Below are 24,280 nucleotides of genomic sequence, written 5' to 3' on the forward strand. Positions count from 1 at the left end.
GCCGGAGCCCGGTCGATGGCCCACGCGGACCGCATCACCTGCCCCGTCCTCTCCACCCGCGTCACGACGGCGGAGGAGGCGGCCCGTCACGTCACGCACGGCATGTCGGTCGGCATCAGCGGCTTCACCGGGGCCGGGCACCCTAAGGCGGTGCCCGGCGCGCTCGCCGACCGGATCGCGGTCGCCCACTCCCGCGGCGAGGAGTTCCGCATCGGGCTGTGGTCGGGCGCCTCGACGGCCCCGGAGGTCGACGGGCGGCTCGCCGAGGTGCACGGGTTGCACAAGCGGCTGCCCTACAACGGCGACCCGACCCTGCGGCGGCTCATCAACACGGGCGAGGTGGACTACGTCGACGCCCACCTCTCCCACACGGCGCAGCAGGCGTGGTTCGGCTTCTACGGCCCGCTCGACGTCGCGATCGTCGAGGTCGCGGCCGTGCTGCCCAACGGGCTGCTCGTGCCCGGCAGCTCGGTCGGCAACAACAAGGCCTGGCTGGAGCGCGCCGAGAAGGTCGTCCTCGAGGTCAACCACTGGCAGCCCCGGGACCTCGAGGGGTTCCACGACGTCTACTACGGCACGGCCCTGCCGCCGCACCGCCTGCCGATCCAGATGACGCACCCCATGCAGCGGATCGGCGACCCCTACCTGCGGGTCGACCCCGCGAAGGTCGTCGCGGTCGTGGAGACGAACGCCCCCGACCGCAACTCCCCGCTCAACCCGCCCGACGACGCCTCCCGCGACATGGCGGGCTTCCTCGTCGACTTCTTGCGCCACGAGGTCGCCGCCGGCCGCATCCCCCCGAACCTGCTGCCCCTGCAGTCGGGGGTCGGCAACGTCGCCAACGCGGTGATGGAGGGCCTGCTCACGGCCGAGTTCACGGGCATGACCGCCTTCACCGAGGTCATCCAGGACGGGCTGCTCGACCTGCTCGACGCGGGCAAGCTCGACGCGGTCTCGGCGACCTCGTTCGGCCTGTCCGAGGACGGGGCCCGGCGCTTCCTCGCCGACCCCGGGCACTACAAGGGCCGGATCCTGCTGCGCAGCCAGGAGATCTCCAACCACCCGGAGCTGGTGCGGCGGCTCGGCGTGATCGCCGTCAACGGCATGATCGAGGCGGACGTCTACGGCAACGTCAACTCCACCCATGTCATGGGCAGCGCGATCATGAACGGCATCGGGGGCAGCGGGGACTTCGCCCGCAACGCCTACCTCAACTTCTTCGTCTCGCCCTCGACGGCCAAGCGGGGCAGCATCTCCTCGGTCGTCCCGATGGTCAGCCACGTCGACCACACCGAGCACGACGTGCACGTCCTCGTGACGGAGCGGGGCCTCGCGGACCTCCGCGGGCTCTCGCCGACCGACCGGGCGGACCGCATCATCGAGCACTGCGCCCACCCGGACTACGCGGACCGGCTCCGCGACTACGTCGACCGGGCGAAGGCCGCGCGCCCCGAGGCCCGCCACACGCCGCACCTGCTCGACGAGGCCCTCGGCTGGCACCGCGCGTTCCTCCGCGACGGCCACATGTGAGACGGGGGACACCTTCACATTCTCGCAATGCAGAAAGTTGCAACGCGTCAGCCGTTTACGGGAGGTGGCAGCGCGTTACAAACTTCTGCAGACGGAACGAACTGACGGACGTTTCGCAGCAACGACGGACTCGGCTCCTTCGGGGGAGATCTCGGGACTTCCTCGGAGGAGCCGAGTCCGACGTCGCACCTCTCGGGGAATCTCGCGGATCGGGCCGCGAGTCATGAAGGGCCTCGGCCGACCGGCCGAGGCCCTTCGTGCGTCTCCGGGGCGCCCGGACCGCCGCTGCGCTCAGTCGCCGCCGGGCAGGTCCTCGGCGACGCCGCCGAAGCCGAGGCCGCGCACGGCAGCGTCCCGCAGGGCGGCCACGGCCGTGCGGCGCCGCTCGCCGCTGGTGCTCGCCACGAGGAAGCCGTACGTCGCGGCGGCGTCCCCCTCGGCCGTGGCGGCCGCCGCCCGCACCTCGTCGGACGTCGTGAGGGGCGTCGGCGCGACGTACGAGGCGGCGGCCGCCACGGGCTCCGCCCCGTCGTCGAGCACCAAGGCGCTGAGGGTGTCGCGGCGGGCGCGATGGGCGACGTACGCGCTCGTGAGGGCGGTGTGCAGCTCGGCCTCGGTCGAGGCCGACACCCGGGCTCCCAGCAGGGCGTAGAGCCAGACGGCGGCGTGCTCGGCCTCGAGGGCGGTCTGGAGCGCCTCCGTGGTCATGCGGCCGCCCGCGCGAGGAGGAGCAGCTGCTGGTCGACGGCGGCGGCCATCGCGGCGAGGGTCCGTGCGAGGGGACCGCTGTCCGCGGCGACCGCGAGGTCCGTCAGCGTCGTGGCGAGGTCGGTCTCGGTGGTGCGCACCCCGGCGAGCGCGGCGGCGGGGTCGAGCACCGGGTCCGCGGGGGTCTCCGTCACACCGGTCGGGCCCGTGCTCGCGGGGCCGTCGGTCCCCTCGGTGCTGCTGCTGCTGCTGCCCTCCGAGCCGTCGGTCCCGGCCGCTTCCGAGAGCAGGGCGAGGTGGGCGTCGTGGACGTCGAGCAGGGGCGCCAGGGCCGGCGCGAGGGTCGCGTGGGCCGCCGCGGCGGTCGCGGCCTGCTCGCGCGCCGTACCGATCGCGGCGAGGGCCTCGTCCACCCGCTCGACGTCCGCGGACGTGCCGTCCTCCGTGGCGCTCACCACGCCGTCCGGCGTCCCGCGGTCACCGTCGCACGCGGCCAGCAGGGACGCTGCGACCAGCGCTGCGGGCGCCGCGACGACGGCGCGGCGCGAGGTGAGCCACCGGTCCGACGGCGGGGCCGGGACGAGCGGGCGGGGCGGGGCGGGGACCACGCGGGGAGGTTAGCGTCCGCTGCGTTTCGGGGGGCGCCCCGGCTGCCTTATGGTGGACGACGGCGCGCACGCGTGCGCGCCGGGCAGCACGACAACAGCACAGGAGGCAGCAGGCGTGAGCAGCAAGCAGGACGCCGTCGTCGGCGCCGTGGAGTCGGCGATCGCCGGCCCTCTCGCGGAGCTGGGGATGGACCTGGAGGCGGTGGAGCTGACGCCCGCCGGCAAGCGCAGGGTGCTGCGGGTCGCGGTCGACAAGGACGGCGGCGTCGACCTCGACGAGATCGCGGCCGCCACGAAGGCCGTCTCGACGGTGCTGGACGACGCGGACGTGCTGGGCGAGCAGCCCTACACCCTCGAGGTCACCTCCCGCGGCGTCGACCGTCCGTTGACCCACCCGCGCCACTGGCGCCGCAACGAGGACCGCCTGGTGCGCATCGCGCTCGTCGAGGGCGGCGACGTGGTCGGACGCATCGTCGGGAGCGACGAGACCGGGGCCCTCGTGGACCCCGAGACGACGGGCGCGGAGCCCGCCCGCGTGGAGTACGCCGACATCGCGCGCGCCGTCGTGCAGATCGAGTTCAACCGGCGCCGCGCCGCCGAGGAGGAGAACGCCTGATGGACATCGACATGAGCCTCCTGCGCGTCCTCGAGCGCGAGAAGGAGATCCCCTTCGACGTGCTCGTCGAGGCGATCGAGCAGGCCCTGCTGACGGCCTACCAGAAGTCCCCGGGCGCGAGCTCGCGGGCGCGGGTCGACCTCGACCGCAAGTCGGGCCGGGCCCGGGTGCTCGCGACGGAGCTCGACGACGAGGGCAACCCGGTGGGCGAGTTCGACGACACCCCCGCCGGCTTCGGCCGCATCGCGGCCACCACGGCGAAGCAGATCATGCTGCAGCGCCTGCGCGACGCCGAGGACGAGATCAAGTTCGGCGAGTTCTCCGGCCGCGAGGGCGACATCGTCTCCGGTGTCATCCAGCAGGGTCGCAACCCCGACGACGTGATGGTCGACCTCGGTCGGCTCGAGGCGCTGCTGCCGTCGGGCGAGCGGGTGCCGGGGGAGCGGTACGTGCACGGCGAGCGCATCAAGTGCTTCGTCGTCTCGGTCCGCAAGGGCATGCGCGGACCGCAGGTCACGCTCTCGCGGACGCACCCGCACCTCGTGACGAAGCTGTTCGCCCTCGAGGTGCCGGAGATCGCCGACGGCACCGTCGAGATCGCCGCCATCGCCCGCGAGGCCGGCCACCGGTCGAAGATCGCCGTGCGCACCACGGTGCCCGGCGTCAACGCCAAGGGTGCGTGCATCGGCCCCGTCGGGCAGCGCGTCCGCAACGTGATGTCCGAGCTCAACGGCGAGAAGATCGACATCGTCGACTGGGCCGACGACCCCGCCCGCCTCGTGGCGAACGCCCTGTCGCCCGCCCAGGTGACGAGCGTGACGGTCGTCGACGCGGCGGCACGCTCCGCCCGGGTGGTCGTGCCGGACTTCCAGCTGTCCCTCGCCATCGGCAAGGAGGGCCAGAACGCCCGTCTCGCCGCTCGGCTGACCGGCTGGCGCATCGACATCCGCTCCGACGAGGAGACGCCGGAGGATGCTCCGGAGGGGACGCCCGACGGCGTCCCCGGCTCCGAGGGCTGAGCCCCCCGGGCTCGCCCGGGCCTCCGCCGCTGCTCCCCGACGCGGTTTCGGTCCGGGACGGGCGGAGGAGTAGAGTGTGACGAGTGGCTCGCGGTCGGCATGCTGACGCGGGGATGGACGGTGCGCCCGACCCCCTCGAGGGATCGGGCCCGGTCCGGACCTGCATCGGGTGCCGACGACGGGCCGCGAAGAGCGAGTTGTTGCGGGTGACCGTGCGGCTCGGCGTCGACGGCCGTGAGGTCGTGGCGCCGGACCCGTCGGCGACCGCACCCGGGCGGGGCGCCCACCTGCACCCCGTGCGCGAGTGCTACGACCTCGCGGTCCGGCGAAAGGCCTTCTCCCGTGCCCTGCGGCGCGGAGGGCTGCCCGTCGACGCCGTGGCGGAGCACCTCGACACGCTCACCACCACCCCCTCGAGGAGTGGTGGCAGCACGACCTGACCGACCGACGAGGTCGCCCGACGTGGGTGACCGCGACCAGAAGCTGGAGCACGCAGCTCATGAGCACTCGATGAGTAACTCGCAATGAGTGTGCAACACCCACCAACGGTCTGAGACCCCCCGGAACCGGGTCGCAGGCCAGAAGGAGAAACGTGGCCAAGACCCGAGTTCACGAGCTCGCCAAGCAGTACGGCGTCGAGAGCAAGTTCGTTCTCGACAAGCTCAAGGAGATGGGGGAGTTCGTCAAGTCGGCTTCCTCGACGATCGAGCCGCCTGTCGAGATGCGGTTCAAGAAGCAGTTCGGCAACGAGCTGAAGACGGCCGGCGGTTCCGCCCCGGCCGCCCCCGCGCAGCCCACGGCCCGCCCGGCCGCACCGGGTCCCCGCCCCTCCGGCGGTGCCCCGGCGACCCCCGGCCCGCGTCCCGCGACGCCGGGCCCCCGCCCTGCGCCCAAGCCGGCGACGCCGGCCCCGGCTGCCCCTGCGGCTCCCGCCGCCCGTCCTGCGCAGCCCGCTCCCGCGGCGCCCGCGCAGCCGGCGGCTCCGGCCCAGCCCGCCCAGCCCGCCCAGCCCGCTGCCCGCCCGGCGGCGCGTCCTGCCCCGGCCCAGCCGTCGGCGCCGGCCGCGCGTGCCGGCGGTGCGGGTGCGCCCACGCCGGGTCGTCCCGGCCCGTCCGGTGGGGCTCCCTCCGGTGGTGCGCCGCGTCCCGGCCCGGCCGGTGGCGGTTCCCGTCCGGGTCCCAAGGGCCCCGGTCCGCGTCCCGTCGGTCGCCCCGGCTCGCCCCGTCCGGGCAACAACCCCTTCGCCTCCAACCAGGGCATGGGCCGTCGTCCCGCTGCTCCGGCTGCCGGTGGCGGCGCGCCTGCCGGTGCGGGCAACGACCAGCGGCCGCCGCGGCCGCCGGCCGCCCGTGAGGGCGGCGCTCCGGGTCGTCCGGGCATGCCCCGGCCCAACCCGGCGATGATGCCGAAGTCCCCGGCCGCGTTCGGCTCGGGCCCCGGCGCCCGTCCGGCCCCCGGCCGTGGCGGTCCCGGCGGTCGTCCCGGTGGTCCGGGTCGCCCCGGCGGTCCCGGTCGTCCGGGTGGCGCTCCCGGTGGCGGCGGTGCCCCGGGCCGTGGTCCCGGCGGGTACGGCGGCGGCCCCGGTGCCGGTCGTCCCGGCGGTGGCCGTCCCGGTCAGCGCGGTGGCACGCAGGGCGCCTTCGGTCGCCCCGGCGGCCCGTCGCGTCGTGGTCGCAAGAGCAAGCGCGCTCGGCGTCAGGAGTTCGAGGCCATGCAGGCCCCGACGCTCGGCGTCAAGGGCGTGCGCAAGGGCAACGGCGAGACGATCCGTCTCTCCCGTGGTGCCTCGCTGACGGACTTCGCCGACAAGATCGGTGTCGACGCGGCGCAGCTCGTGCAGATGCTCTTCCACCTGGGCGAGATGGTCACGGCCACCGAGTCGGTCAACGACGACGTGCTGCAGCTGCTCGGTGACGAGCTCAACTACGAGGTGCAGGTCGTCTCCCCCGAGGACGAGGACCGCGAGCTCCTCGAGTCGTTCGACCTCGAGTTCGGCAGCGACGAGGGCGACGAGGACGACCTGGTCGTCCGCCCGCCGGTCGTCACGGTCATGGGTCACGTCGACCACGGAAAGACCAAGCTGCTCGACGCGCTCCGCAACGCCAACGTGGTGGACAAGGAGGCCGGGGGCATCACGCAGCACATCGGTGCCTACCAGGTCGCCACGACGGTGGACGGCGCCGACCGTCGCATCACCCTCATCGACACCCCGGGTCACGAGGCGTTCACCGCCATGCGTGCCCGTGGTGCCCAGGCGACCGACATCGCGATCCTCGTGGTCGCGGCGGACGACGGCGTGATGCCGCAGACGGTGGAGGCGTTCAACCACGCCAAGGCCGCCGGCGTGCCGATCGTGGTCGCGGTCAACAAGATCGACAAGCCGGACGCCGACCCGACCAAGGTCCGCGGCCAGCTGACGGAGTACGGCCTCGTGCCCGAGGAGTACGGCGGCGACACGATGTTCGTCGACGTCTCGGCCAAGGCGGGCCTCAACCTCGAGGGTCTCCTCGAGGCCGTCATCCTCACGGCTGACGCCTCGCTCGACCTGCGGGCGAACCCGACGCAGGACGCGCAGGGCCTCGTGGTCGAGGCGCACCTCGACCGCGGTCGCGGCCCCGTGGCCACGGTCCTCGTGCAGCGCGGAACGCTCCGCGTGGGCGACTCGATCGTCGCCGGTCCGGCCTACGGCCGCGTCCGGGCGATGCTCGACGAGCACGGCAACGAGCTCACCGAGGTCGACCCCGCCCGTCCGGCGATGGTCCTGGGCCTCTCGGCGGTGCCGGGTGCGGGCCAGAACTTCATCGTGGTCGAGGACGACCGGATGGCGCGCCAGATCGCCGAGAAGCGCGAGGCCCGCGAGCGGGCGGCGCTGCAGGCGAAGCGTCGCGTCCGTCGCACGCTCGAGGACTTCATGGCCTCCATGGAGAAGGGCGAGAGCCAGGAGCTCAACCTCATCCTCAAGGGCGACGTGTCCGGTTCGGTCGAGGCCCTCGAGGACGCCCTCGCGAAGATCGACGTGGGCGACGAGGTCAACCTGCGGGTCATCGACCGCGGTGTCGGTGCCATCACCGAGACCAACGTCGACCTCGCCGCGGCCTCCGACGCGATCATCATCGGCTTCAACGTCCGCCCGCAGGGCAAGGCGACCGAGATGGCCGACAAGGAGGGCGTGGAGATCCGGTACTACTCGGTGATCTACCAGGCCATCGAGGAGATCGAGGCGGCCCTCAAGGGCATGCTCAAGCCGGAGTACGAGGAGCACACCCTCGGCCAGGCGGAGATCCGTGCGATCTTCCGCAGCTCCCGCATCGGCAACATCGCGGGCTGCATGGTCACCAGCGGGTCGATCCGTCGCAACGCCAAGGTGCGCGTGCTGCGCGACAGCAAGGTCGTGGCCGACAACCTCGACCTGGCGTCGCTCAAGCGCGAGAAGGACGACGCGTCCGAGGTCCGCGAGGGCTTCGAGTGCGGTCTGGTGCTGCGCAACTTCCAGGACATCAAGGAAGGCGACATCGTGGAGGCGTTCGAGCTCCGCGAGATCCCGCGCGGCTGACACCAGCGGCGTACAGGCACGACACGGACGCGGGCCGGAGCCCGGGGCGCGAGCCCTCGGCCCCGGCCCGCGGTCGGTTCCACGACACAGGAGAGAACGAGATGAGCAACCCCCGATCGCGGCGGATCGCGGACCGGGTACAGGTCGTGGTGGCCCAGATGCTCGAGCGCCGGCTCAAGGACCCGCGCCTGGGCTTCGTCACCATCACGGACGTGCGGGTGACGGGCGACAACCAGCACGCGAGCGTGTTCTACACGGTGCTCGGCGAGCAGGACGACCTCGCGGGCACGGCGGCGGCGCTGGAGTCGGCGAAGGGGATGATCCGCTCCGAGCTCGGCAAGCAGCTCGGCATGCGCCACGTCCCGAATCTCGAGTTCGTCGCGGACGCGCTGCCCGAGTCCGCCCGGCAGCTCGACGAGGTGCTCGCCCGCGCCAAGGCGCAGGACGAGGCCGTCGCGGCGGCCCGGGGCACGGCCTACGCCGGCGACGAGGACCCGTACAAGAAGCCGCGCGACGAGGACGACGAGGACGACCTCGACGAGGACGAGGACGACGACCTCGACGAGGACGACGCCGCACGATGACCGAGCCCGCTGCCGGACTCGTCGTCGTCGACAAGCCGGCGGGCCTCACGTCGCACGGCGTCGTCGCGCGCGTGCGGCGCCTGGCCGGCACCCGCAAGGTGGGGCACGCCGGCACGCTGGACCCGATGGCGACCGGTGTGCTCGTGCTCGGCGTCGGCCGTGCCACCCGGCTCCTCGGCCACCTCATGCTGACGGAGAAGGGGTACGCCGCGACCATCCGCCTCGGTGTGGCCACCACCACCGACGACGCGGAGGGCGAGGTCACCGCCACCGCGGAGCCGGGCGCCGTCGCGGCGGTCGACGCGTCGGCGGTGCTCTCGGTGCTCGCCGGCTTCGTGGGGGAGATCGACCAGGTCCCGACCGCGGTGTCGGCCATCAAGGTCGACGGCAAGCGGGCCTACCAGCGGGTGCGGGACGGCGAGGAGGTCGCCCTGGCCGCGCGCCGCGTGACCGTCCACGAGCTGGTGGTCGGCGACGTGCGACGGACCGCGGCCGACGGCGTGGACGTCATCGACGTCGACGTGACGCTGCGGTGCTCGAGCGGCACCTACGTGCGGGCGATCGCGCGCGACGCCGGCGCGGCCCTCCGCCTCGGCGGACACCTGACGGCGCTGCGCCGCACCGCGGTGGGGCCCTACGGGCTCGCGGAGGCGCACACCCTCGAGCAGCTCCAGGAGACCTACGCGGCGCTGCCCCTGGCCGACGCGGCCCGAGCCGCCTTCCCGGCCCGCGACCTCGACCCCCGCGAGGCCGGGGCGGTCCGCGTGGGCCGCGCGCTCGACGTACCGCTGGACGGGCTGACCGCGCTGTTCGCGCCCGACGGCGAGTTCCTGGCGCTCTACGAGCCGCGGGACGGGGCCGCGCGCGCCGTCGCGGTGTTCTGTTGAGCGCGCTCGCAGGCGGTGAGGGCGCGCGGTCTAGGATCGGCGCCGTGACGACGTGGCGATCGTGGAGCGAGGTCCCGGCGGACGTCGGTCCCACCGTGGCGGTGATCGGCAACTTCGACGGGGTGCACCTCGGGCACCGGCAGGTCGTGCGGCGGGCCCGCGAGCTCGCGGCCGAGCTGGGCGTCGAGGACGTCGTGGTCGTGACGTTCGACCCGCACCCGATGGCGGTGCTACGTCCCGAGCACGCCCCCCTCGCCCTCACCACGGTCGACGAGCGGCTCTCGCTGCTCTTCGCGGCCGGTGTGGACCACGCGCTCGTCGTCCCGTTCGACCGCTCGGTGGCGGCCTGGTCGCCCGAGGAGTTCGTGCAGCGGGTCCTCGTCGACGCGCTGCACGTCAAGGGCGTCGTCGTCGGCGCCAACTTCCGCTTCGGCGCACGCGCCGCGGGCGACGTGGCGAGCCTGCGCGCCCAGGGCGAGCAGGACGGTTTCGTCGTCGAGGGCATCGCACTGGACGGGGGACCGCAGGTCTGGTCCTCCACCTACATCCGCACCTGCCTCGCCGCCGGTGACGTCGAGGGTGCCGCCGAGGCGCTCGGCCGCCCGTTCACGATCCGGGGCACCGTCGTGCAGGGCGACCAGCGGGGCCGCGAGCTGGGGTACCCGACGGCCAACGTCCCCACCTCCGCGCTCGTCGCCGCCCCGGCGGACGGGGTGTACGCCGGACGCCTGCGCCGGGTGGACACCGGCGAGGAGCTGCCCGCGGCGATCTCGGTGGGGACCAACCCGACGTTCGAGGGCGACCGCGAGCGGCGCGTCGAGTCCTACGTGCTCGACCGGGACGACCTGGAGCTGTACGGCGTCGAGGTCGAGGTCTCGTTCGTCGCGCACCTTCGCGGGATGGTGCGGTTCGACGGCGTCGACGCCCTCGTCGAGCAGATGGCCGACGACGTCGAGCGCGCCCGCGCCCTGCTGGGCTGAGGCGCTCGCGACACTTTCCCCGGTCGACCGGGGAACACGCCGCTTTGACCATCAAATTCGATGGTCGAAGTGTCACTTTCCCCGGTCGACCGGGGAAAGTGACACATGCTGCCTGCCCCCCACGACGAACGGCCCGCACCCCGAGGGGGTGCGGGCCGTTCGCGTCGAGCGTGGGTCAGGCGTCGAGGTCCTTCTCGACCAGCGCGACGATCGCGGCGACGGCCGCCTCGTCGTCGCCGGCGACCTCGACGGTGTCACCCTTGCCGGCGCCCAGCGTCATGATGAGCAGCGCCGAGGCGGCGTCGACGGGCTCGTCGCCCGGGAGGCCGATGGTGAGATCGGCGTCGAGCTCGTCAGCGGCGTCGGCGATGAGACCGGCGGGGCGGGCGTGCAGGCCGTCGGCGGAGCCGACGACGGCGGTCACGGTGGGCATGTCGTTCCCTTCCTCTGGTGGAGTGCTCGGCCGGGTCAGGCCGAGGCGGTGGCCCGGCGGGACCGGGCGGTCTCCGGGCTGGTGAGCGGGATGGCCGGGTCGGTGTCGGCCTCGCCGGCGGCGGCCGCGGGGGTGGCGCCGAAGAAGGTCTTCGCCACGAGGACGGCGAGGGCGCCCACGACGGTACCGGCGGCCAGCGAGATCAGGAAGCCCAGCACGTTGCCGACGGCGAAGAGCACGAAGATGCCGCCGTGGGGCGCACGGACCGTGACGTCGAGGGCCTGCGAGAGACCGCCGGTGACGGCGCTGCCGAGCATGATGGAGGGGATGACGCGCAGCGGGTCGGCCGCGGCGAACGGGATGGCGCCCTCGGAGATGAAGGACGCGCCCAGGAGCCAGCCGGCCTTGCCGTTCTCGCGCTCCGCCTCGGTGAAGAGGCGGGGGCGCAGCACCGTGGCGAGCGCCATGGCGATCGGGGGCACCATGCCGGCGAGCATCACGGAGGCCATGATCTTCAGCTCGGGGGCGTCGCTGGCGAGGCTCGCGGAGCCGACGCCGACGGCCGCGAAGCTGTAGGCGACCTTGTTGAGCGGGCCACCCATGTCGAACGCCATCATCAGGCCGAGGATCACGCCGAGCAGGATCGCGTTGGAGCCGGAGAGCGAGTTGAGGCCGTCGGTCAGGTTCGTCATGAGCCAGTTGATCGGCTTGCCGAGCACCAGGATCATCAGCAGGCCGGCGACGACCGAGGCGACGAGCGGGATGACCAGCACCGGCATGAGGCCGCGGAGCCAGCTGGGCACCTTGCGCACGGCGAGCCAGTGGGCGATGACACCGGCGAGCACGCCGCCGACGATCGCGCCCAGGAAGCCGGTCGCGGGGAGGGACGTGGCCTGCTCGGCACCGTCGGTCACGTTGAAGATGTTCATCGCGAGGCCGCCGACGACGAAGCCGGGGGGCGATGCCCGGGCGGTCGGCGATCGCGTAGGCGATGTAGCCGGAGAGCGCCGGGATGAAGAACATGAAGGCGGTCTTGCCGATGATGAAGAGCAGGGCGCCCAGGTAGGCCATGAGGCCCGAGTCGAAGAGCACGTGCTCGAGGCCGTAGTCGGCCGGGTTCGGCAGGTTGGTGAGGGTGTGGTCGACCGCGATCGCGCCGTACGCGTTCGTGATGTCGTAGCCGCCGAGCAGGAAGCCGAGCGCGATGAGCAGGCCGCCGGCCGCGACGAACGGGATCATGTAGGAGACACCGGTCATGAGCACCCGGCGCGTGCGCCCGCCCCACGACTCCGTGGCCTCGTCGTCGCCCGCGGAGCTGCCGGAGCCGCCCTCGACCCGGCGCGCGGACGGGTCGCTGGCGGCGCGGAGCGCCTCGGCGATCATGGCGTCGGCGTCGTCGATCGGACGCTTGACCGAGGAGCGCACGAGCGGCTTGCCGGCGAAGCGGCCCTGGTCGCGCACCCCCACGTCCACCGCGAAGATCGCGGCGTCGGCGGCGGCGATGACCGAGGAGGCCAGCGGCGTGGAGCCGGCGGAGCCCTGCGTCTCGACGTGGATGGTGATGCCGGCGCGGGCGGCGGCGGCCTCGAGGGCCTCGGCCGCCATGTAGGTGTGCGCGATGCCGGTCGGGCAGGCGGTGACCGCCACGATCGAGGGCGGCGTGGACGACGCGGCGGCGGCCGGGGCAGCGGCGGGAGCGGCGGCCGGGGCGGGGGCCTCGGCGGGCAGCGTCACGGCGGACTCGACGGCGGCCACGACCTCCTCCGGCGTGGTCGCGGCGCGCAGCGCCTGCGTGAACGCCGGCTTGGCGAGCGCGCGGGCGAGCTGCTGCAGGATCTTCATGTGCAGCGAGCCGCCGCCCTCGGGCGCGGTGATGAGGAACGCCAGGTCGGCGGCTCCGTCCTTCGCGCCGAAGTCCACGGGCGGCGCCAGCCGCGCGAAGGTGAGCGTCGGGTGCTCGACGCCCGCCGTGCGGCAGTGGGGGATGGCGATCCCGCCGGGCAGGCCGGTGCTCGACTTGGCCTCGCGGGCCATGACGTCGTCGAGCACGACGGCGGCGTCCCGGGCGCGACCTGCGTCGGCCAGGACCGTGACGAGCGCACGGATGGCGCCGTCCTTGTCCGTCCCGAGGTCGGCGTCGAGCCGAACCAGGTCGGGCGTGATCAGCGCGGGGCTGGTGTCGTGGGTCATGCGTCACCTCGGGTGAACTGGACGGTGCGGGTGATGACCAGGTCCGGGCGGACCTGGTCGGGGTGGGGGATGGTCGTGCCGGGGAGCCCGGCGGCGGCGCTGCCGTACGCGACGGCGAGGGCCAGACGCTCCTGCGGGGGCAGGGAGCGCCGGTGGCCGAGCAGGTAGCCGAAGAGGCTGGAGTCGCCCGCGCCCACGGTGCTGACCACGGTGGTCGGCGGCGGGGACGCGTGCCAGGCGCCGACGGTGCCGTCGGGGCCTCGTTCGAGGAGCACCGCGCCGTTGCCGCCGAGGGTGGCGAGCACGGTGTCGACGCCGCGGTCGAGCAGGTGGCGCGCGGCACCGGCCGCGGCCTCCGGTTCCGCCTCGAGCGTCGCGGCGTCGAGCCCGGTGAACGAGGCGAGCTCGTCCGCGTTGGGCTTCATCAGGTGCGGGGCGGAGCCGGGCAGGGCCGCGACGAGCGCCTTCAGCGGGGCGTCGCTCGTGTCGACCGCGACGCGGGTGCCGCGGGCCCGGAGCCGGGCGGAGAGCGCGGCGTACCAGTCGACGGGCGCGCCCGGCGGCAGCGACCCGGCGAGGACGGTCCAGTCGGCACCGGCTGCCAGCTCCTCGAGCTCGACCGTGAGGCGGTCGAGCACCGCGCCCGAGATCTCGGTGCCGGGGCTGTTGAGCTTGGTGGTGGTGCCGTCGGGCTCCGCGATCGTGACGTTGACGCGCACGGCGCCCCCGGTCGGCACGGCGCGCAGCTCGATGCCGCTGGCGGCGAGCTCGAGGACGAACGGGTCGTCGGCGTCGGCGGGGAGCACGGCGACCGACGGCTCGCCGGCCGCGACCGAGGCGCGCGAGATGTTGACGCCCTTGCCGCCGGACTGCGACGTGGTCGTCGCGACCCGGTGCACGGCGCCGCGCTCGAGGTGCTCGGAGAGCGCGATCGTCTCGTCCACGCTCGGGTTGGGGGTGAGGGTGAGGATCATGCGAGGTCGATCTCCAGTCCGCTGGCGCGCAGGGCCTCCAGCTCGTCGTCGTCGGCGTCGCCGGTGGTGACCAGCGTGTCGACGTCCTCGATGGCGGCGAAGCGGCGGATGTGCTCCTCGCCGATCTTGCTGCCGTCGGCCAGCACGACGACCGATCGGGTCGCGCCGACGATGGCGGCCTTGACGTGCGCCTCGTCGGCGTCGGGGGTCGAGAGGCCGTGGTCGGTCGACACGCCGTTGGTGCCGACGAAGGCGACGTCGACGCGGAGCTGGCCGAGGGCGTGCACGGTCTCGGTGCCGACGGCGGCGAGCGTCGTGGACCGCACCCGCCCGGGCAGCACGTGCAGCTCGACCTGCGGCAGCCCGGCGAGGCGGGCGGCGATCGGGACCGAGTGGGTCACGACGGTGAGTCGGTGCGCCGGCGGGAGCGCCGCGGCGAGGGCCGCGGTGGTGGTGCCCGCGTCGAGCAGGATCGTGCTGCCGGGCGCCGGGAGGTAGCGCAGCGCACGCTGGGCGATCGCGTCCTTCTCCGTGGGCCGGGTGCGTGCCCGGTCCTGCACGCCCGCCTCGATCACGTGGAGCGCGCTGGACGGCACGGCGCCGCCGTGGACCCGGCGGATGAGGTCCTGGCGCTCGAGCGAGGTGAGGTCGCGCCGGACGGTCTCGGTGGTGACGTCGAACTCCTTCGCCAGGGCCGCGACCGAGAGCCGACCCTCCGTCGCGATGCGCTGGGCCATCGCGTTCTGACGTTCCTCGGCGTACATGTTCACCTCCTGGCGATCTGGGTTCATGTGGCTGAAACCTGTGTTTGTGTTGTTCTATGTCCGATTGTGTTGACTGTCAAGGGGGGTAGGGGGGTAATTTGTGAGCGTGCTCACCGTTGCTGACTCCACCGACGCCCCCGTCCTCCGCGGTACCCCCGTCGTCCCGGGTGTTGCCCACGCGCCCGTGCTGCGGGTGGCGACCGAGGTGGACCCCGCCGCCGTGGCCCGGTTCCGCGCCGCCGCGCCGGCCGACGAGGAGGCCGCTCTCGCGGCGTACGACGCGGCAGCCGCCGCCGTCGCCGACGGGTTCTCCGAACGGGCGGGGCGCGTGGAGGGGGCCGCGGCGCAGGTGCTGACCGCCAGCGCAGGCCTCGCCCGTGACCGCGGCCTGCGCTCCGCGGTCCGCAAGCAGCTGCGCGCGGGGGCCGACCTCCTCGGTGCGGTCGAGGCCGCGGTCGACACGTTCGTCGCCCTCTTCGAGCAGCAGGGCGGGCTCATGGCCGAGCGGGTCACCGACCTGCGCGACATCGAGCGCCGCCTGGTCGCGCGGCTCGCCGGCGTGCCGGAGCCGGGCGTGGTCATGCCGAGCAGCCCCGTGGTGCTCGTCGCCGCGGACCTCGCCCCCTCCGACACGGCCGGGCTCGACCCGACGGTCGTGGTGGGCCTCGTGACCGAGCGCGGCGGCGCCACGAGCCACACCGCGATCATCGCGCGCCAGCTCGGCATCCCCTGCGTGGTCGGCGTCGCCGGGGTGCTCGCCGTCGAGGCGGGCGTCGACGTGCTGGTCGACGGCACGGCCGGCGTGCTCGAGGTGCGGCCCGACCCCGCCTCCGCCGAGCGCCGGGTGCGCGACGACGCCGAGCTCCGCGCCACGACGGCGGCCTGGACCGGGCCGGCGGCGACCAGCGACGGCGTGCGCGTCAAGCTCCTCGCCAACGTCGCAGACCCGGCGTCCGCCCGGGCGGCCACGGAGGAGCCCGTCGAGGGCGTCGGCCTGTTCCGCACGGAGCTCTCCTTCCTCGACCGCCCGACCGAGCCCACCACCGCGGAGCAGGCGGAGCTCTACAAGGCCGTCTTCGCGCCGTACGCGGAGGCCGGCCACCACGTGGTCGTCCGCACGCTCGACGCCGGCTCCGACAAGCCGATCGCCTTCGCGACCCACGAGGGGGAGGAGAACCCGGCGCTCGGCGTGCGCGGCCTCCGGCTCGCGGCCGACAACCCCGGGCTCCTCACCCACCAGCTGGACGCCGTCGCCGAGGCGGCGGCCGCGACCGGCGTCGAGGCGTGGGTGATGGCGCCGATGGTCGCGACCCGCGACGAGGCCGAGGCGTTCGCAGAGCAGGTCCACGCGCGCGGGCTCAAGGCCGGCGCCATGGTCGAGGTCCCGGCCGTCGCGGTGCTCGCCCACCGCGTGCTCGAGGTCGTCGACTTCCTCTCGATCGGCACCAACGACCTGACGCAGTACACGATGGCCGCCGACCGGCTCGCCAGCGACCTCGCCCACCTCACCGACCCGTGGCAGCCGGCCGTGCTGCACCTCGTCGCCATCACGGCGGCCGCGGGCCAGCAGGCGGGCAAGCCCGTGGGGGTCTGCGGCGAGGCCGCGGCCGACCCGCTGCTCGCCTGCGCGCTCGTCGGCATGGGCATCACGTCGCTGTCGATGGCGCCCAGCGCCGTACGGGCGGTCGGGGCACAGCTGGCGCGGGTGACGGCGGAGCAGTGCCGCGAGGCGGCCGACGCGGTCCTCGGGGCGGTCGACCCGACGGCGGCGCGGGCCGCGGCCCGCGCGGTGCTCGTCGACTGACGGCGGCGTTTTGGGCGGCCTCCCACGGGGCTGCTACCTTTCTGCGGTTGCCGTCAGAACGGCCGCGGATCGTAGTGCCCGGGTGGACAGGCCCCGGCGCGCCGCGCAACGAGCGAGAGGAGCCCGCATGTCGATCGGGACCGATGCGGAGACCAAGAAGAAGATCATCGCCGAGTACGGCACGACGCCCGGTGACACGGGCTCGCCCGAGGTGCAGATCGCGCTGCTGAGCCACCGCATCTCGCACCTGACGGAGCACCTGAAGCAGCACAAGCACGACCACCACAGCCGTCGTGGTCTGCTGCTGCTGGTCGGCCAGCGCCGCCGTCTGCTCAACTACCTCAACAAGACGGACATCAACCGTTACCGCTCGATCATCGAGCGCCTCGGCCTCCGTCGTTGATCGCGCCAGGAGCGGTCGCCCAGCCGGGCGGCCGCTCCTGCTGCATCAGGCCTGCTCCGCCTCGGCGGGACGACCCGCTATCGTCGGAGCCGGTTCACAACTGAACAACCTGAGTGACTGAAGTTCCATCCACCAGGAGCGGCCCGCACCGTCCGGCCCGGTCCTCGGTAGTGGCCCTCGGATCCCCGGTGGCCTCCTCGCGGAGGCCGCCCGGATGCTCCGCGGGCCTCGATCGAAGACCGGCACGCAGCACCGCGGAAACCACTACTACCGGCCCCGCCGTGCGCGGACGGCCACCACCCGGCGAGTGCCGGGTGGGCATCGCGGTTCGCTCCGCACACAGAACAGGGATCTCCTTGACCGAGACCACTCCTGCCGGCCCCGTCATCTCGGCGGTCGAGACCGTCCTCGACAACGGCCGCTTCGGCAAGCGCACCATCAAGTTCGAGACGGGCCTGCTGGCCCGCCAGGCCGCCGGTTCCGTGACGGCCTACCTCGACGACGACACGATGCTGCTGTCCGCCACCACCGCGGGCAAGCACCCCAAGGACCACTTCGACTTCTTCCCCCTGACGATCGACGTCGAGGAGCGGATGTACGCCGCGGGCCAGATCCCCGGCTCGTTCTTCCGCTCCGAGGGTCGCCCGGGCGAGGACGCGATCCTCGCCTGCCGGCTGATCGACCGCCCGCTGCGCCCGACCTTCAAGAAGGGCCTGCGCAACGAGGTCCAGGTCGTCATCACCGTCATGGCGCTCAACCCCGACGCGCCCTACGACGTGCTCGCGATCAACGCCGCGTCGATGTCGACGCAGCTCTCCGGCCTGCCCTTCTCCGGCCCCGTCGGTGGCGTGCGCGTCGCGCTCATCGAGGGCCAGTGGGTCGCCTTCCCGACGCACACGCAGCTCGAGGACGCGGTCTTCGACATGGTCGTCGCCGGCCGCGTCACGGAGACCGGCGACGTCGCGATCATGATGGTCGAGGCGGAGGCCACCGAGGGCAGCTGGAACCTGGTGCGCAGCGGCACGCAGGCGCCGACCGAGGAGGTCGTCGCCGGCGGTCTCGACGCGGCCAAGCCCTTCATCAAGCAGCTCGTCGAGGCCCAGGCGGAGCTCGCCAAGGCCGCCGCCAAGCCGGTCGTCGACTTCCCGATCTTCCTCGACTACGAGGACGACGTGTACGCCGCGGTCGAGGGCGCCGTCTCCGAGCAGACCGCCGCCGCGCTGACCATCGCCGGCAAGCAGGAGCGCGAGGAGCGCCTCGACGCCGTCAAGGCCGAGCTGGTCGAGAAGATCGGTGCGGACTTCGAGGGTCGCGAGAAGGAGGTCGGCGCGGCCTTCCGCTCGCTGACCAAGCAGCTCATGCGCGAGCGCGTCCTGCGCGACAAGGTCCGCATGGACGGTCGCGGCCTCGCCGACATCCGTCCGCTGCACGCCGAGGTCGGCGTGATCCCGCGGGTCCACGGCTCGTCGCTCTTCGAGCGCGGCGAGACGCAGATCCTGGGCGTCACCACGCTCGGCATGCTGAAGATGGAGCAGCAGCTCGACACGCTGTCGCCGGAGAAGCACCGCCGCTACATGCACAAGTACGTCTTCCCGCCGTTCTCCACCGGCGAGACCGGCCGCGTGGGCTCGCCCAAGCGCCGCGAGATCGGCCACGGCGCTCTCGCGCGCCGCGCCCTCCTGCCGGTGCTGCCGTCGCGCGAGGAGTTCCCCTACGCGATCCGCCAGCTCTCCGAGGCCATGGGCTCCAACGGCTCCACCTCGATGGGCTCGGTCTGCGCCTCGACGCTCGGCCTGCTCCACGCCGGTGTGCCGCTGAAGGCGCCCGTCGCGGGCATCGCGATGGGCCTCATCTCCGGCGAGGTCGACGGCCAGACGCAGTACGTCGCGCTGACCGACATCCTCGGCGCCGAGGACGCGATGGGCGACATGGACTTCAAGGTCGCCGGCACGCGCGAGTTCGTCACGGCCCTGCAGCTCGACACCAAGCTCGACGGCATCCCGGCGCAGGTCCTGGCCGGTGCCCTGACCCAGGCCCGCGACGCGCGTCTCGCGATCCTGGACGTCATGGCCGGCGCCATCGAGGCCCCGGCGGAGATGTCCTCGACCGCGCCGCGGATCATCACGGTGAAGATCCCCGTCGACAAGATCGGCGAGGTCATCGGCCCCAAGGGCAAGGTCATCAACCAGATCCAGGACGACACGGGCGCCCAGATCTCGATCGAGGACGACGGCACGATCTACATCGGTGCCAACGAGGGCTCGGCCGCCGAGGCCGCGCGCTCCGCGATCAACGCCATCGCCAACCCGACGATGCCCGAGGTCGGCGAGCGCTACCTCGGCACCGTCGTGAAGACGACGAACTTCGGTGCGTTCGTCGCCCTCATGCCGGGCAAGGACGGCCTGCTGCACATCACGAAGCTGCGGGCCCTCAACGACGGCAAGCGCGTCGAGTCCGTCGACGACGTCGTCTCGGTCGGCCAGAAGATCCAGGTCGAGATCGGCGAGATCGACGACCGCGGCAAGCTGTCGCTGGTCCCGGTCGTCGAGGACGCGGACGCTCCGGCCGCGGACGCCGAGGGTGGCGACTCCGCCGAGTGACCTCGCTCCACGAGCACGCCCCGGCCGGTCAGCAGCCCCCTGCTGACCGGCCGGTCGCGTTGCAGCCGCTGCCCGCGGGTGTGCGACGCACGGTGCTCCCGAGCGGGCTGAGGATCGTCACCGAGCACGTCGCCGGCGTCCGCTCCGCCGCGATCGGCGTCTGGATCGGCGTGGGCTCGGCCCACGAGTCGCCGGCGCTGCACGGTGGGTCGCACTTCCTGGAGCACGTGCTGTTCAAGGGCACGGACACCCGGTCGGCGCTCGACATCTCGGTGCAGCTCGACGAGGTGGGCGCGGAGGTGAACGCCTTCACCGCGAAGGAGTACACCTGCTTCCACGCCCGAGTGCTCGACACCGACGTGCCGCTCGCGATCGACGTGCTCGGCGACATGCTCACCTCCTCGTCGATCACGGACGAGGACGTCGAGGCCGAGCGCGAGGTGATCCTCGACGAGATCGCGATGCACGACGACGACCCCGACGACGTCGTGCACAACCTGTTCGCCGAGCAGGCGTGGGGCGACACGCCCTACGGTCGCCCCATCGCCGGCACGGAGACCTCCATCGCGGCGCTCACCGCCGAGCAGGTGCGTGAGTTCTGGCGGGCGCACTACACGGCACCCGGGATCGTCGTGTCCGCGGCGGGGAACGTCGACCACGACGAGGTGGTGCGGCTCGTGGCCGCGGCCTTCGACCGCCGCGGCTTCCTCGACCGCACGGCCGACCCGGTGGCGGCGCCACTGCTGCACGCCCCCGCGCGCCCGGCCGTGCAGGACGTGCGCGCCGGCACGATCGTCGCCGAGCGCGGGTTCGAGCAGGTCAACGTGGTGCTCGGCCGGCGTGGCCTGGCCCGCGGCGACGAGCGCCGGTTCGCCATGGGGATCCTCACCACCGGTCTCGGTGGCGGCACGTCCTCGCGCCTCTTCCAGGAGGTGCGCGAGCGTCGAGGCCTGGCCTACTCGGTCTACGCGTTCACGACGCAGCACGTCGGCGCGGGACTCGTGGGGGTCGGCGTCGGGGTGCTCCCCTCCAAGGTCGACGCCACCCTGGACGTCGTGCGCCGGGAGCTCGAGACCGTCGCCGAGCGCGGCCTCGACGCCGACGAGGTACGCCGCGGCGCCGGCCAGCTGCGCGCCGGCCTCGTCATGGGGCTGGAGGACACCGCGTCGCGGATGCACCGCCTCGGCAAGGCGGAGATCGTCGGTGACCGCCTGCTCGACGTCGACGCCGTCATCGCCCGCATCGACGCGGTCACGCCCGAGGACGTCGCCGCGCTCGCGGCGGAGGTGCTGCGCGGACCCGAGGTGCTGGCGGTCGTCCGGCCGGGCTGAGCCCGTCTGGGCTCAGTCCTGGGCGGTGACGCGCTGGCCGATGACGGCGAACGCGGCGGGCTGCTGGCTCTGCAGCACCGACACGCGGAACCCGCCGTCGGCCAGCGCGCTCGTCGCCGCCTCGATGACGCGGGCCTTGCCCTCGGGCATGGTGGCCTCGTAGAACAGGTAGGCCCGGCCGCCCGGCAGCAGCTTCTCGTGGAGCAGCGCGATCTCGTCGGTGGCCTGCCGCACCCAGAACAGGTTGACGTTGAACGCGAAGGCCTTGTGCAGCCGCTTGACCGGGACGCGCAGCGTCGCGAGGTCGATCTGGCGCACCGTGAGGCGTCCCGCCTCGACGTACTGCGCACAGCGCCGCTTCGTGCGGTCCACCCCCGACTCCGAGCGGTCGATCGCGAAGAGCTTGCCCGACTCGAGGCGGGAGCAGACGAGCTCGGCGGCCGCGCCGGGACCGCAGCCGATCTCCAGCAGCTGGTCGCCGGGCTGGACGTCCATGACGTCCACGCCCCAGCGGATGCGTGCGGGGATGGTCTGCTGCCTCATGCGGTACAGCCTGCCACCTCGCCAGAGCGGTTGCACCGACCGCCTCGCCCTGCGGTCTCCCGCGTGCCCTAGGTTGGGGCCCCGTGAGCGAGAACGCAGCGGGTACGACGACGTCCAGCCCCCTCCGCGTCGGGGTGCTCGGCGCCCGGGGCAAGGTGGGCCGCGAGATCTGCGCCGCGGTGGACGCGGCGGACGACCTCGCGCTGGTCGCGGAGGTCGACGCCGGTGACGACGTCGACGTGCTGCGCACCAGCGGGGCGCAGGTGGTCGTCGACTTCACCCACCCCGACGTGGTGATGGCGAACCTCGAGTTCTGCATCGCCCACGGCATCCACGCGGTCGTGGGCACCACGGGCTTCGACGACGACCGGCTCGCGACGCTCGGCGGCTGGCTGGCCGACGCGCCGTCGACCGGTGTGCTCATCGCCCCGAACTTCTCGATCGGTGCGGTGCTCATGATGCGGTTCGCGGCCGAGGCCGCCCGCTTCTACGACTCGGTCGAGATCGTCGAGCTGCACCACCCCACGAAGGCGGACGCCCCGTCCGGCACCGCGCGACGCACCGCGGAGCTGGTCGCCGCCGCCCGCCGGGCGGCGGGCAGCCCGCCCATGCCCGACGCGACCTCCACCGGGCTCGAGGGCGCGCGCGGCGCCGACGTCGACGGCGTGCGCGTCCACGCGCTCCGGATCCGCGGGATGATCGCCCACCAGGAGGTCGTGCTGGGAGGTCCGGGGGAGACGCTGACCATCCGCCACGACTCGATGGACCGGGCCTCGTTCGCGCCCGGCGTGCTGCTGGGCGTGCGCGCCATCGCGGACCACCCGGGGCTGACGGTCGGCCTCGAGCACCTGCTCGAGCTGGACTGACCCCTCAGGCGAGCCCGGCGGCCCGGAGCCCCGCGGCCGTGGCCGCGGCGAGCACCACGACGACGAGGAAGCCCGCGCGCAACGTCAGGGCGACGGTGGCCACGGCCAGCGCCGCGAGCCGCGCGTCGACGACCAGGCGGGCACCGTCGGCCACCGTCTGCACCGCGACGAGCGCGGCGAGCAGGGCGACGGGCAGGGTGAGGGCGACGCGGCGCACCAGCGGTCGCTCCAGCACGCCGGACGGCAGGGACAGGCCCGCCAGCTTGAGCGCGTAGCAACCGCCCGCGAGCACCAGGATCGCGGCCCACGTCGTACTCACGCGACCACCCGGGCCGGCAGGAGGGCGGCCACGACGGCGACGGAGGCCGCGGCGAGCACCGGCACCCCGGCGGGCGTGAGCGGCACCAGGGCGAGCGCGAGGGCCGCTGCGGCGAGGGCCACCGCGACGGCGGACCCGTCCGCGAGCCGGGGCCAGAGCAGGGCGAGGAAGGCGGCGCCGACGGCTGCGTCCAGCCCGTAGGTGCGCGGGTCGCCGAGGGCCGTGCCCGCGAGGGCGCCGACGAAGGTCATGAGGTTCCACAGCACGAACACCGCACCCCCGGTCACGAGGAAGCCGAGCCGGGCCAGCGGCCGGTCGTCCTGCGTGGTCGCGACGGCGCTCGACTCGTCGATGACGAGCTGGGCGGCCCCCGCCCGGCGGAGGCCGCGCCACCGCAGCCGGTCGGCGAGCCCGAGGCCGTAGAGCGTGTTGCGGGCGCCGAGCATGAGCCCGGTCGCGGCGCCCGACCAGGGCGACCCGCCGGCGGCGAGCACGCCCACGAAGGCGAACTGCGAGGCGCCCGTGAACACGAGGAGCGACAGGGCGCAGGTCTGCAGGACGCTCAGTCCGGACGCGACGCCGACGGCTCCGAAGGACGTGCCGTAGAGCCCCGTGGCGACCCCGATCGCGAGACCCTGGCGCACGAGTGCGCGACGTGCTGCGGTCGAGTCGTCCACCCCCGGAGGCTAGGTCACCGGGTCACCCGACCGACGGGGCGGGGCGGTGGGGTCCGTCAGCGGTGGTGGTGGGGGTCGTGCAGCAGCACGACGGCGGCGAGCATGCCGACCGCGATCCCCGCGGCCAGGCCCGTCGGGAGCACCACGGGCACGGCGCTCGCCGCACTGGCGAGCAGGCCGGCGGCGACGCCCGCCGCGACGGCGACGAGCACGAGGAGGGTCCGGTGACGCCGGGGCAGGGGTCCGAGCACGCTGCTCCTCCTCGGGTCGGTGCGGTGCGGTCGGTGCGCGCCACCCGGGGCAGCGGGTGACGGGCATCACATTCTGCCCCATCGAGCCGCGCGGTCCCATCCCCGTCCGGGTGAGACCTGCCTCAAGCCAGCGCGGTGTGCAGCCGGACCTGGGTCACCTCGGTGCCGTCCTCGTCGGCCAGCGCCCGGTGCGCGCCGTCGGGCGCCCACCCCGCCGCGGTGAGGAGCGCGCGCCGCGGGTCGTCGCTCGACTCCAGCCAGGCGGTGGCGTGCTCGAACCCGTCGGCGCGCCAGGTGTCGACGCAGGCGTGGAGGAGGCGGGAGCCGTGTCCGCGACCGCGCGACGGGAGCGCCACGGCGATCTCCGCCAGCTGGGCGTCGCGGGCCGGCGAGGCGTCGGGGTCGGGGTCGGGCCCCACCACGGCGTACCCCACGAGCCGGTCGCCCTCGAGGGCGACCAGCACGCGGAGCCGGGCGTCACCGGGCGCGGTGAGGGAGCGTCGCCAGGCCGCGGCGACGTCGGCGGCCTCGGGCAGGGCGCGGGGTGCCGCGAGGCGCTCCGTCCAGGTGGCGAGCTGCAGCTCGGCCAGTGCCTCGGCGTCGCGGGCCCAGGCGACCCGCACGCCGTGGTCGGTCACCG

Annotated in this window: 23 protein-coding genes and 1 pseudogene; 13 read left to right on the forward strand and 11 right to left on the reverse strand. The window is 73.8% G+C overall.

What is annotated here, in order from left to right:
• The first annotated feature begins 15 nt into the window (after window positions 1-15).
• Window positions 16-1,530: an acetyl-CoA hydrolase/transferase family protein gene (locus QE405_RS02210; RefSeq protein ID WP_307198589.1), complete on the forward strand. Its 1,515-nt coding sequence runs from the start codon at window positions 16-18 to the stop codon at window positions 1,528-1,530.
• Window positions 1,531-1,821: 291 nt separating this feature from the next.
• Here the strand turns inward: QE405_RS02210 and QE405_RS02215 are convergent, their stop codons facing one another.
• Window positions 1,822-2,238: a DUF4439 domain-containing protein gene (locus QE405_RS02215; RefSeq protein ID WP_307198590.1), complete on the reverse strand. Its 417-nt coding sequence runs from the start codon at window positions 2,236-2,238 to the stop codon at window positions 1,822-1,824.
• Window positions 2,235-2,846, reverse strand: coding sequence for a hypothetical protein (locus QE405_RS02220; RefSeq protein ID WP_307198591.1), 612 nt, complete (start codon window positions 2,844-2,846; stop codon window positions 2,235-2,237). The genes QE405_RS02215 and QE405_RS02220 overlap by 4 nt, the downstream gene beginning before the upstream one ends.
• A gap of 115 nt (window positions 2,847-2,961) precedes the next feature.
• Here QE405_RS02220 and rimP point away from each other — a divergent pair, with 115 nt between their 5' ends.
• The 7 genes from rimP (at window position 2,962) to QE405_RS02255 (ending at window position 10,485) form a co-directional block, all read left to right on the forward strand.
• Window positions 2,962-3,462, forward strand: coding sequence for a ribosome maturation factor RimP (rimP, locus tag QE405_RS02225; RefSeq protein ID WP_307198592.1), 501 nt, complete (start codon window positions 2,962-2,964; stop codon window positions 3,460-3,462).
• Complete coding sequence (gene nusA, locus QE405_RS02230) at window positions 3,462-4,481, forward strand: transcription termination factor NusA (protein ID WP_307198593.1); 1,020 nt, start codon at window positions 3,462-3,464, stop codon at window positions 4,479-4,481. The genes rimP and nusA overlap by 1 nt, the downstream gene beginning before the upstream one ends.
• Before the next feature lie 113 nt (window positions 4,482-4,594).
• Entirely contained in the window at window positions 4,595-4,921 is a 327-nt protein-coding gene (locus QE405_RS02235) for a YlxR family protein (protein ID WP_307198594.1), read from the forward strand.
• A 152-nt stretch (window positions 4,922-5,073) separates the two neighbouring features.
• Complete coding sequence (gene infB, locus QE405_RS02240; RefSeq protein WP_307198595.1) at window positions 5,074-8,034, forward strand: translation initiation factor IF-2; 2,961 nt, start codon at window positions 5,074-5,076, stop codon at window positions 8,032-8,034.
• Window positions 8,035-8,135: 101 nt separating this feature from the next.
• Window positions 8,136-8,618, forward strand: a complete 483-nt coding sequence (gene rbfA / locus QE405_RS02245) for a 30S ribosome-binding factor RbfA (protein WP_307198596.1) — start codon at window positions 8,136-8,138, stop codon at window positions 8,616-8,618.
• Window positions 8,615-9,505: a tRNA pseudouridine(55) synthase TruB gene (gene truB / locus QE405_RS02250; protein WP_307198597.1), complete on the forward strand. Its 891-nt coding sequence runs from the start codon at window positions 8,615-8,617 to the stop codon at window positions 9,503-9,505. The genes rbfA and truB overlap by 4 nt, the downstream gene beginning before the upstream one ends.
• A gap of 44 nt (window positions 9,506-9,549) precedes the next feature.
• Complete coding sequence (locus QE405_RS02255; RefSeq protein WP_307198598.1) at window positions 9,550-10,485, forward strand: bifunctional riboflavin kinase/FAD synthetase; 936 nt, start codon at window positions 9,550-9,552, stop codon at window positions 10,483-10,485.
• 175 nt (window positions 10,486-10,660) lie between these two features.
• Here QE405_RS02255 and QE405_RS02260 read toward each other — a convergent pair whose 3' ends face one another.
• The 4 genes and pseudogenes from QE405_RS02260 to QE405_RS02275 form a co-directional block, all read right to left on the reverse strand.
• The gene (locus QE405_RS02260; RefSeq protein WP_307198599.1) at window positions 10,661-10,918 is read right to left on the reverse strand and encodes an HPr family phosphocarrier protein; all 258 of its coding nucleotides are present in this window, start codon (window positions 10,916-10,918) and stop codon (window positions 10,661-10,663) included.
• A 35-nt stretch (window positions 10,919-10,953) separates the two neighbouring features.
• Window positions 10,954-13,108 (reverse strand): annotated as a pseudogene (locus tag QE405_RS02265) (PTS fructose transporter subunit IIABC).
• Window positions 13,105-14,082 (reverse strand): 1-phosphofructokinase family hexose kinase, encoded by a 978-nt coding sequence (locus tag QE405_RS02270; protein ID WP_307198600.1) that lies wholly within the window; start codon window positions 14,080-14,082, stop codon window positions 13,105-13,107. Before QE405_RS02270 ends, QE405_RS02265 begins: the two are co-directional and overlap by 4 nt.
• Complete coding sequence (locus tag QE405_RS02275) at window positions 14,079-14,873, reverse strand: DeoR/GlpR family DNA-binding transcription regulator (RefSeq protein WP_307198601.1); 795 nt, start codon at window positions 14,871-14,873, stop codon at window positions 14,079-14,081. The genes QE405_RS02270 and QE405_RS02275 overlap by 4 nt, the downstream gene beginning before the upstream one ends.
• Window positions 14,874-14,946: 73 nt before the next feature.
• Between QE405_RS02275 and ptsP the strand changes: the two genes are divergently transcribed.
• From ptsP to QE405_RS02295, 4 genes are all read left to right on the forward strand, one after another.
• On the forward strand, window positions 14,947-16,650 hold the full coding sequence (ptsP, locus tag QE405_RS02280; protein WP_307198602.1) for a phosphoenolpyruvate--protein phosphotransferase: 1,704 nt from the start codon (window positions 14,947-14,949) through the stop codon (window positions 16,648-16,650).
• A 127-nt stretch (window positions 16,651-16,777) separates the two neighbouring features.
• A complete protein-coding gene (rpsO, locus tag QE405_RS02285; protein WP_307198603.1) occupies window positions 16,778-17,053 on the forward strand; it encodes a 30S ribosomal protein S15 in 276 nt (91 codons plus the stop codon).
• Between the two features lie 356 nt (window positions 17,054-17,409).
• Window positions 17,410-19,653 carry a polyribonucleotide nucleotidyltransferase gene (locus QE405_RS02290; RefSeq protein WP_307198604.1) on the forward strand — a complete coding sequence of 748 codons (2,244 nt, stop codon included), beginning with the start codon at window positions 17,410-17,412 and terminating at the stop codon, window positions 19,651-19,653.
• Complete coding sequence (locus QE405_RS02295; RefSeq protein ID WP_307198605.1) at window positions 19,650-20,984, forward strand: M16 family metallopeptidase; 1,335 nt, start codon at window positions 19,650-19,652, stop codon at window positions 20,982-20,984. Before QE405_RS02290 ends, QE405_RS02295 begins: the two co-directional genes overlap by 4 nt.
• A 12-nt stretch (window positions 20,985-20,996) precedes the next feature.
• Here the strand turns inward: QE405_RS02295 and QE405_RS02300 are convergent, their stop codons facing one another.
• Complete coding sequence (locus tag QE405_RS02300; protein WP_307198606.1) at window positions 20,997-21,527, reverse strand: class I SAM-dependent methyltransferase; 531 nt, start codon at window positions 21,525-21,527, stop codon at window positions 20,997-20,999.
• 83 nt (window positions 21,528-21,610) lie between these two features.
• Here QE405_RS02300 and dapB point away from each other — a divergent pair, with 83 nt between their 5' ends.
• On the forward strand, window positions 21,611-22,393 hold the full coding sequence (gene dapB / locus QE405_RS02305; RefSeq protein ID WP_307198607.1) for a 4-hydroxy-tetrahydrodipicolinate reductase: 783 nt from the start codon (window positions 21,611-21,613) through the stop codon (window positions 22,391-22,393).
• A 4-nt stretch (window positions 22,394-22,397) separates the two neighbouring features.
• Here dapB and QE405_RS02310 read toward each other — a convergent pair whose 3' ends face one another.
• From QE405_RS02310 to QE405_RS02325, 4 genes are all read right to left on the reverse strand, one after another.
• A complete protein-coding gene (locus QE405_RS02310) occupies window positions 22,398-22,712 on the reverse strand; it encodes an AzlD domain-containing protein (protein WP_307198608.1) in 315 nt (104 codons plus the stop codon).
• Window positions 22,709-23,389, reverse strand: a complete 681-nt coding sequence (locus tag QE405_RS02315) for an AzlC family ABC transporter permease (protein ID WP_307198609.1) — start codon at window positions 23,387-23,389, stop codon at window positions 22,709-22,711. The genes QE405_RS02310 and QE405_RS02315 overlap by 4 nt, the downstream gene beginning before the upstream one ends.
• Before the next feature lie 56 nt (window positions 23,390-23,445).
• Window positions 23,446-23,640: a hypothetical protein gene (locus QE405_RS02320; protein WP_307198610.1), complete on the reverse strand. Its 195-nt coding sequence runs from the start codon at window positions 23,638-23,640 to the stop codon at window positions 23,446-23,448.
• A gap of 122 nt (window positions 23,641-23,762) precedes the next feature.
• A complete protein-coding gene (locus QE405_RS02325) occupies window positions 23,763-24,278 on the reverse strand; it encodes a GNAT family N-acetyltransferase (RefSeq protein ID WP_307198611.1) in 516 nt (171 codons plus the stop codon).
• Between the last annotated feature and the right edge of the window lie 2 nt (window positions 24,279-24,280).

Origin of the sequence: Nocardioides zeae (assembly GCF_030818655.1) — a bacterium.
Classification (GTDB): domain Bacteria; phylum Actinomycetota; class Actinomycetes; order Propionibacteriales; family Nocardioidaceae; genus Nocardioides; species Nocardioides zeae_A.

Coding starts and splice junctions, on each gene's coding strand:
- QE405_RS02210 (WP_307198589.1), top strand. CDS start 16: ATGGCCCACGCGGACCGCATCACCTGCCCCGTCCTCTCCACCCGCGTC.
- QE405_RS02215 (WP_307198590.1), bottom strand. CDS start 2,238: ATGACCACGGAGGCGCTCCAGACCGCCCTCGAGGCCGAGCACGCCGCC.
- nusA (WP_307198593.1), top strand. CDS start 3,462: ATGGACATCGACATGAGCCTCCTGCGCGTCCTCGAGCGCGAGAAGGAG.
- QE405_RS02235 (WP_307198594.1), top strand. CDS start 4,595: ATGGACGGTGCGCCCGACCCCCTCGAGGGATCGGGCCCGGTCCGGACC.
- rbfA (WP_307198596.1), top strand. CDS start 8,136: ATGAGCAACCCCCGATCGCGGCGGATCGCGGACCGGGTACAGGTCGTG.
- truB (WP_307198597.1), top strand. CDS start 8,615: ATGACCGAGCCCGCTGCCGGACTCGTCGTCGTCGACAAGCCGGCGGGC.
- QE405_RS02260 (WP_307198599.1), bottom strand. CDS start 10,918: ATGCCCACCGTGACCGCCGTCGTCGGCTCCGCCGACGGCCTGCACGCC.
- QE405_RS02270 (WP_307198600.1), bottom strand. CDS start 14,082: ATGATCCTCACCCTCACCCCCAACCCGAGCGTGGACGAGACGATCGCG.
- QE405_RS02275 (WP_307198601.1), bottom strand. CDS start 14,873: ATGAACCCAGATCGCCAGGAGGTGAACATGTACGCCGAGGAACGTCAG.
- rpsO (WP_307198603.1), top strand. CDS start 16,778: ATGTCGATCGGGACCGATGCGGAGACCAAGAAGAAGATCATCGCCGAG.
- QE405_RS02300 (WP_307198606.1), bottom strand. CDS start 21,527: ATGAGGCAGCAGACCATCCCCGCACGCATCCGCTGGGGCGTGGACGTC.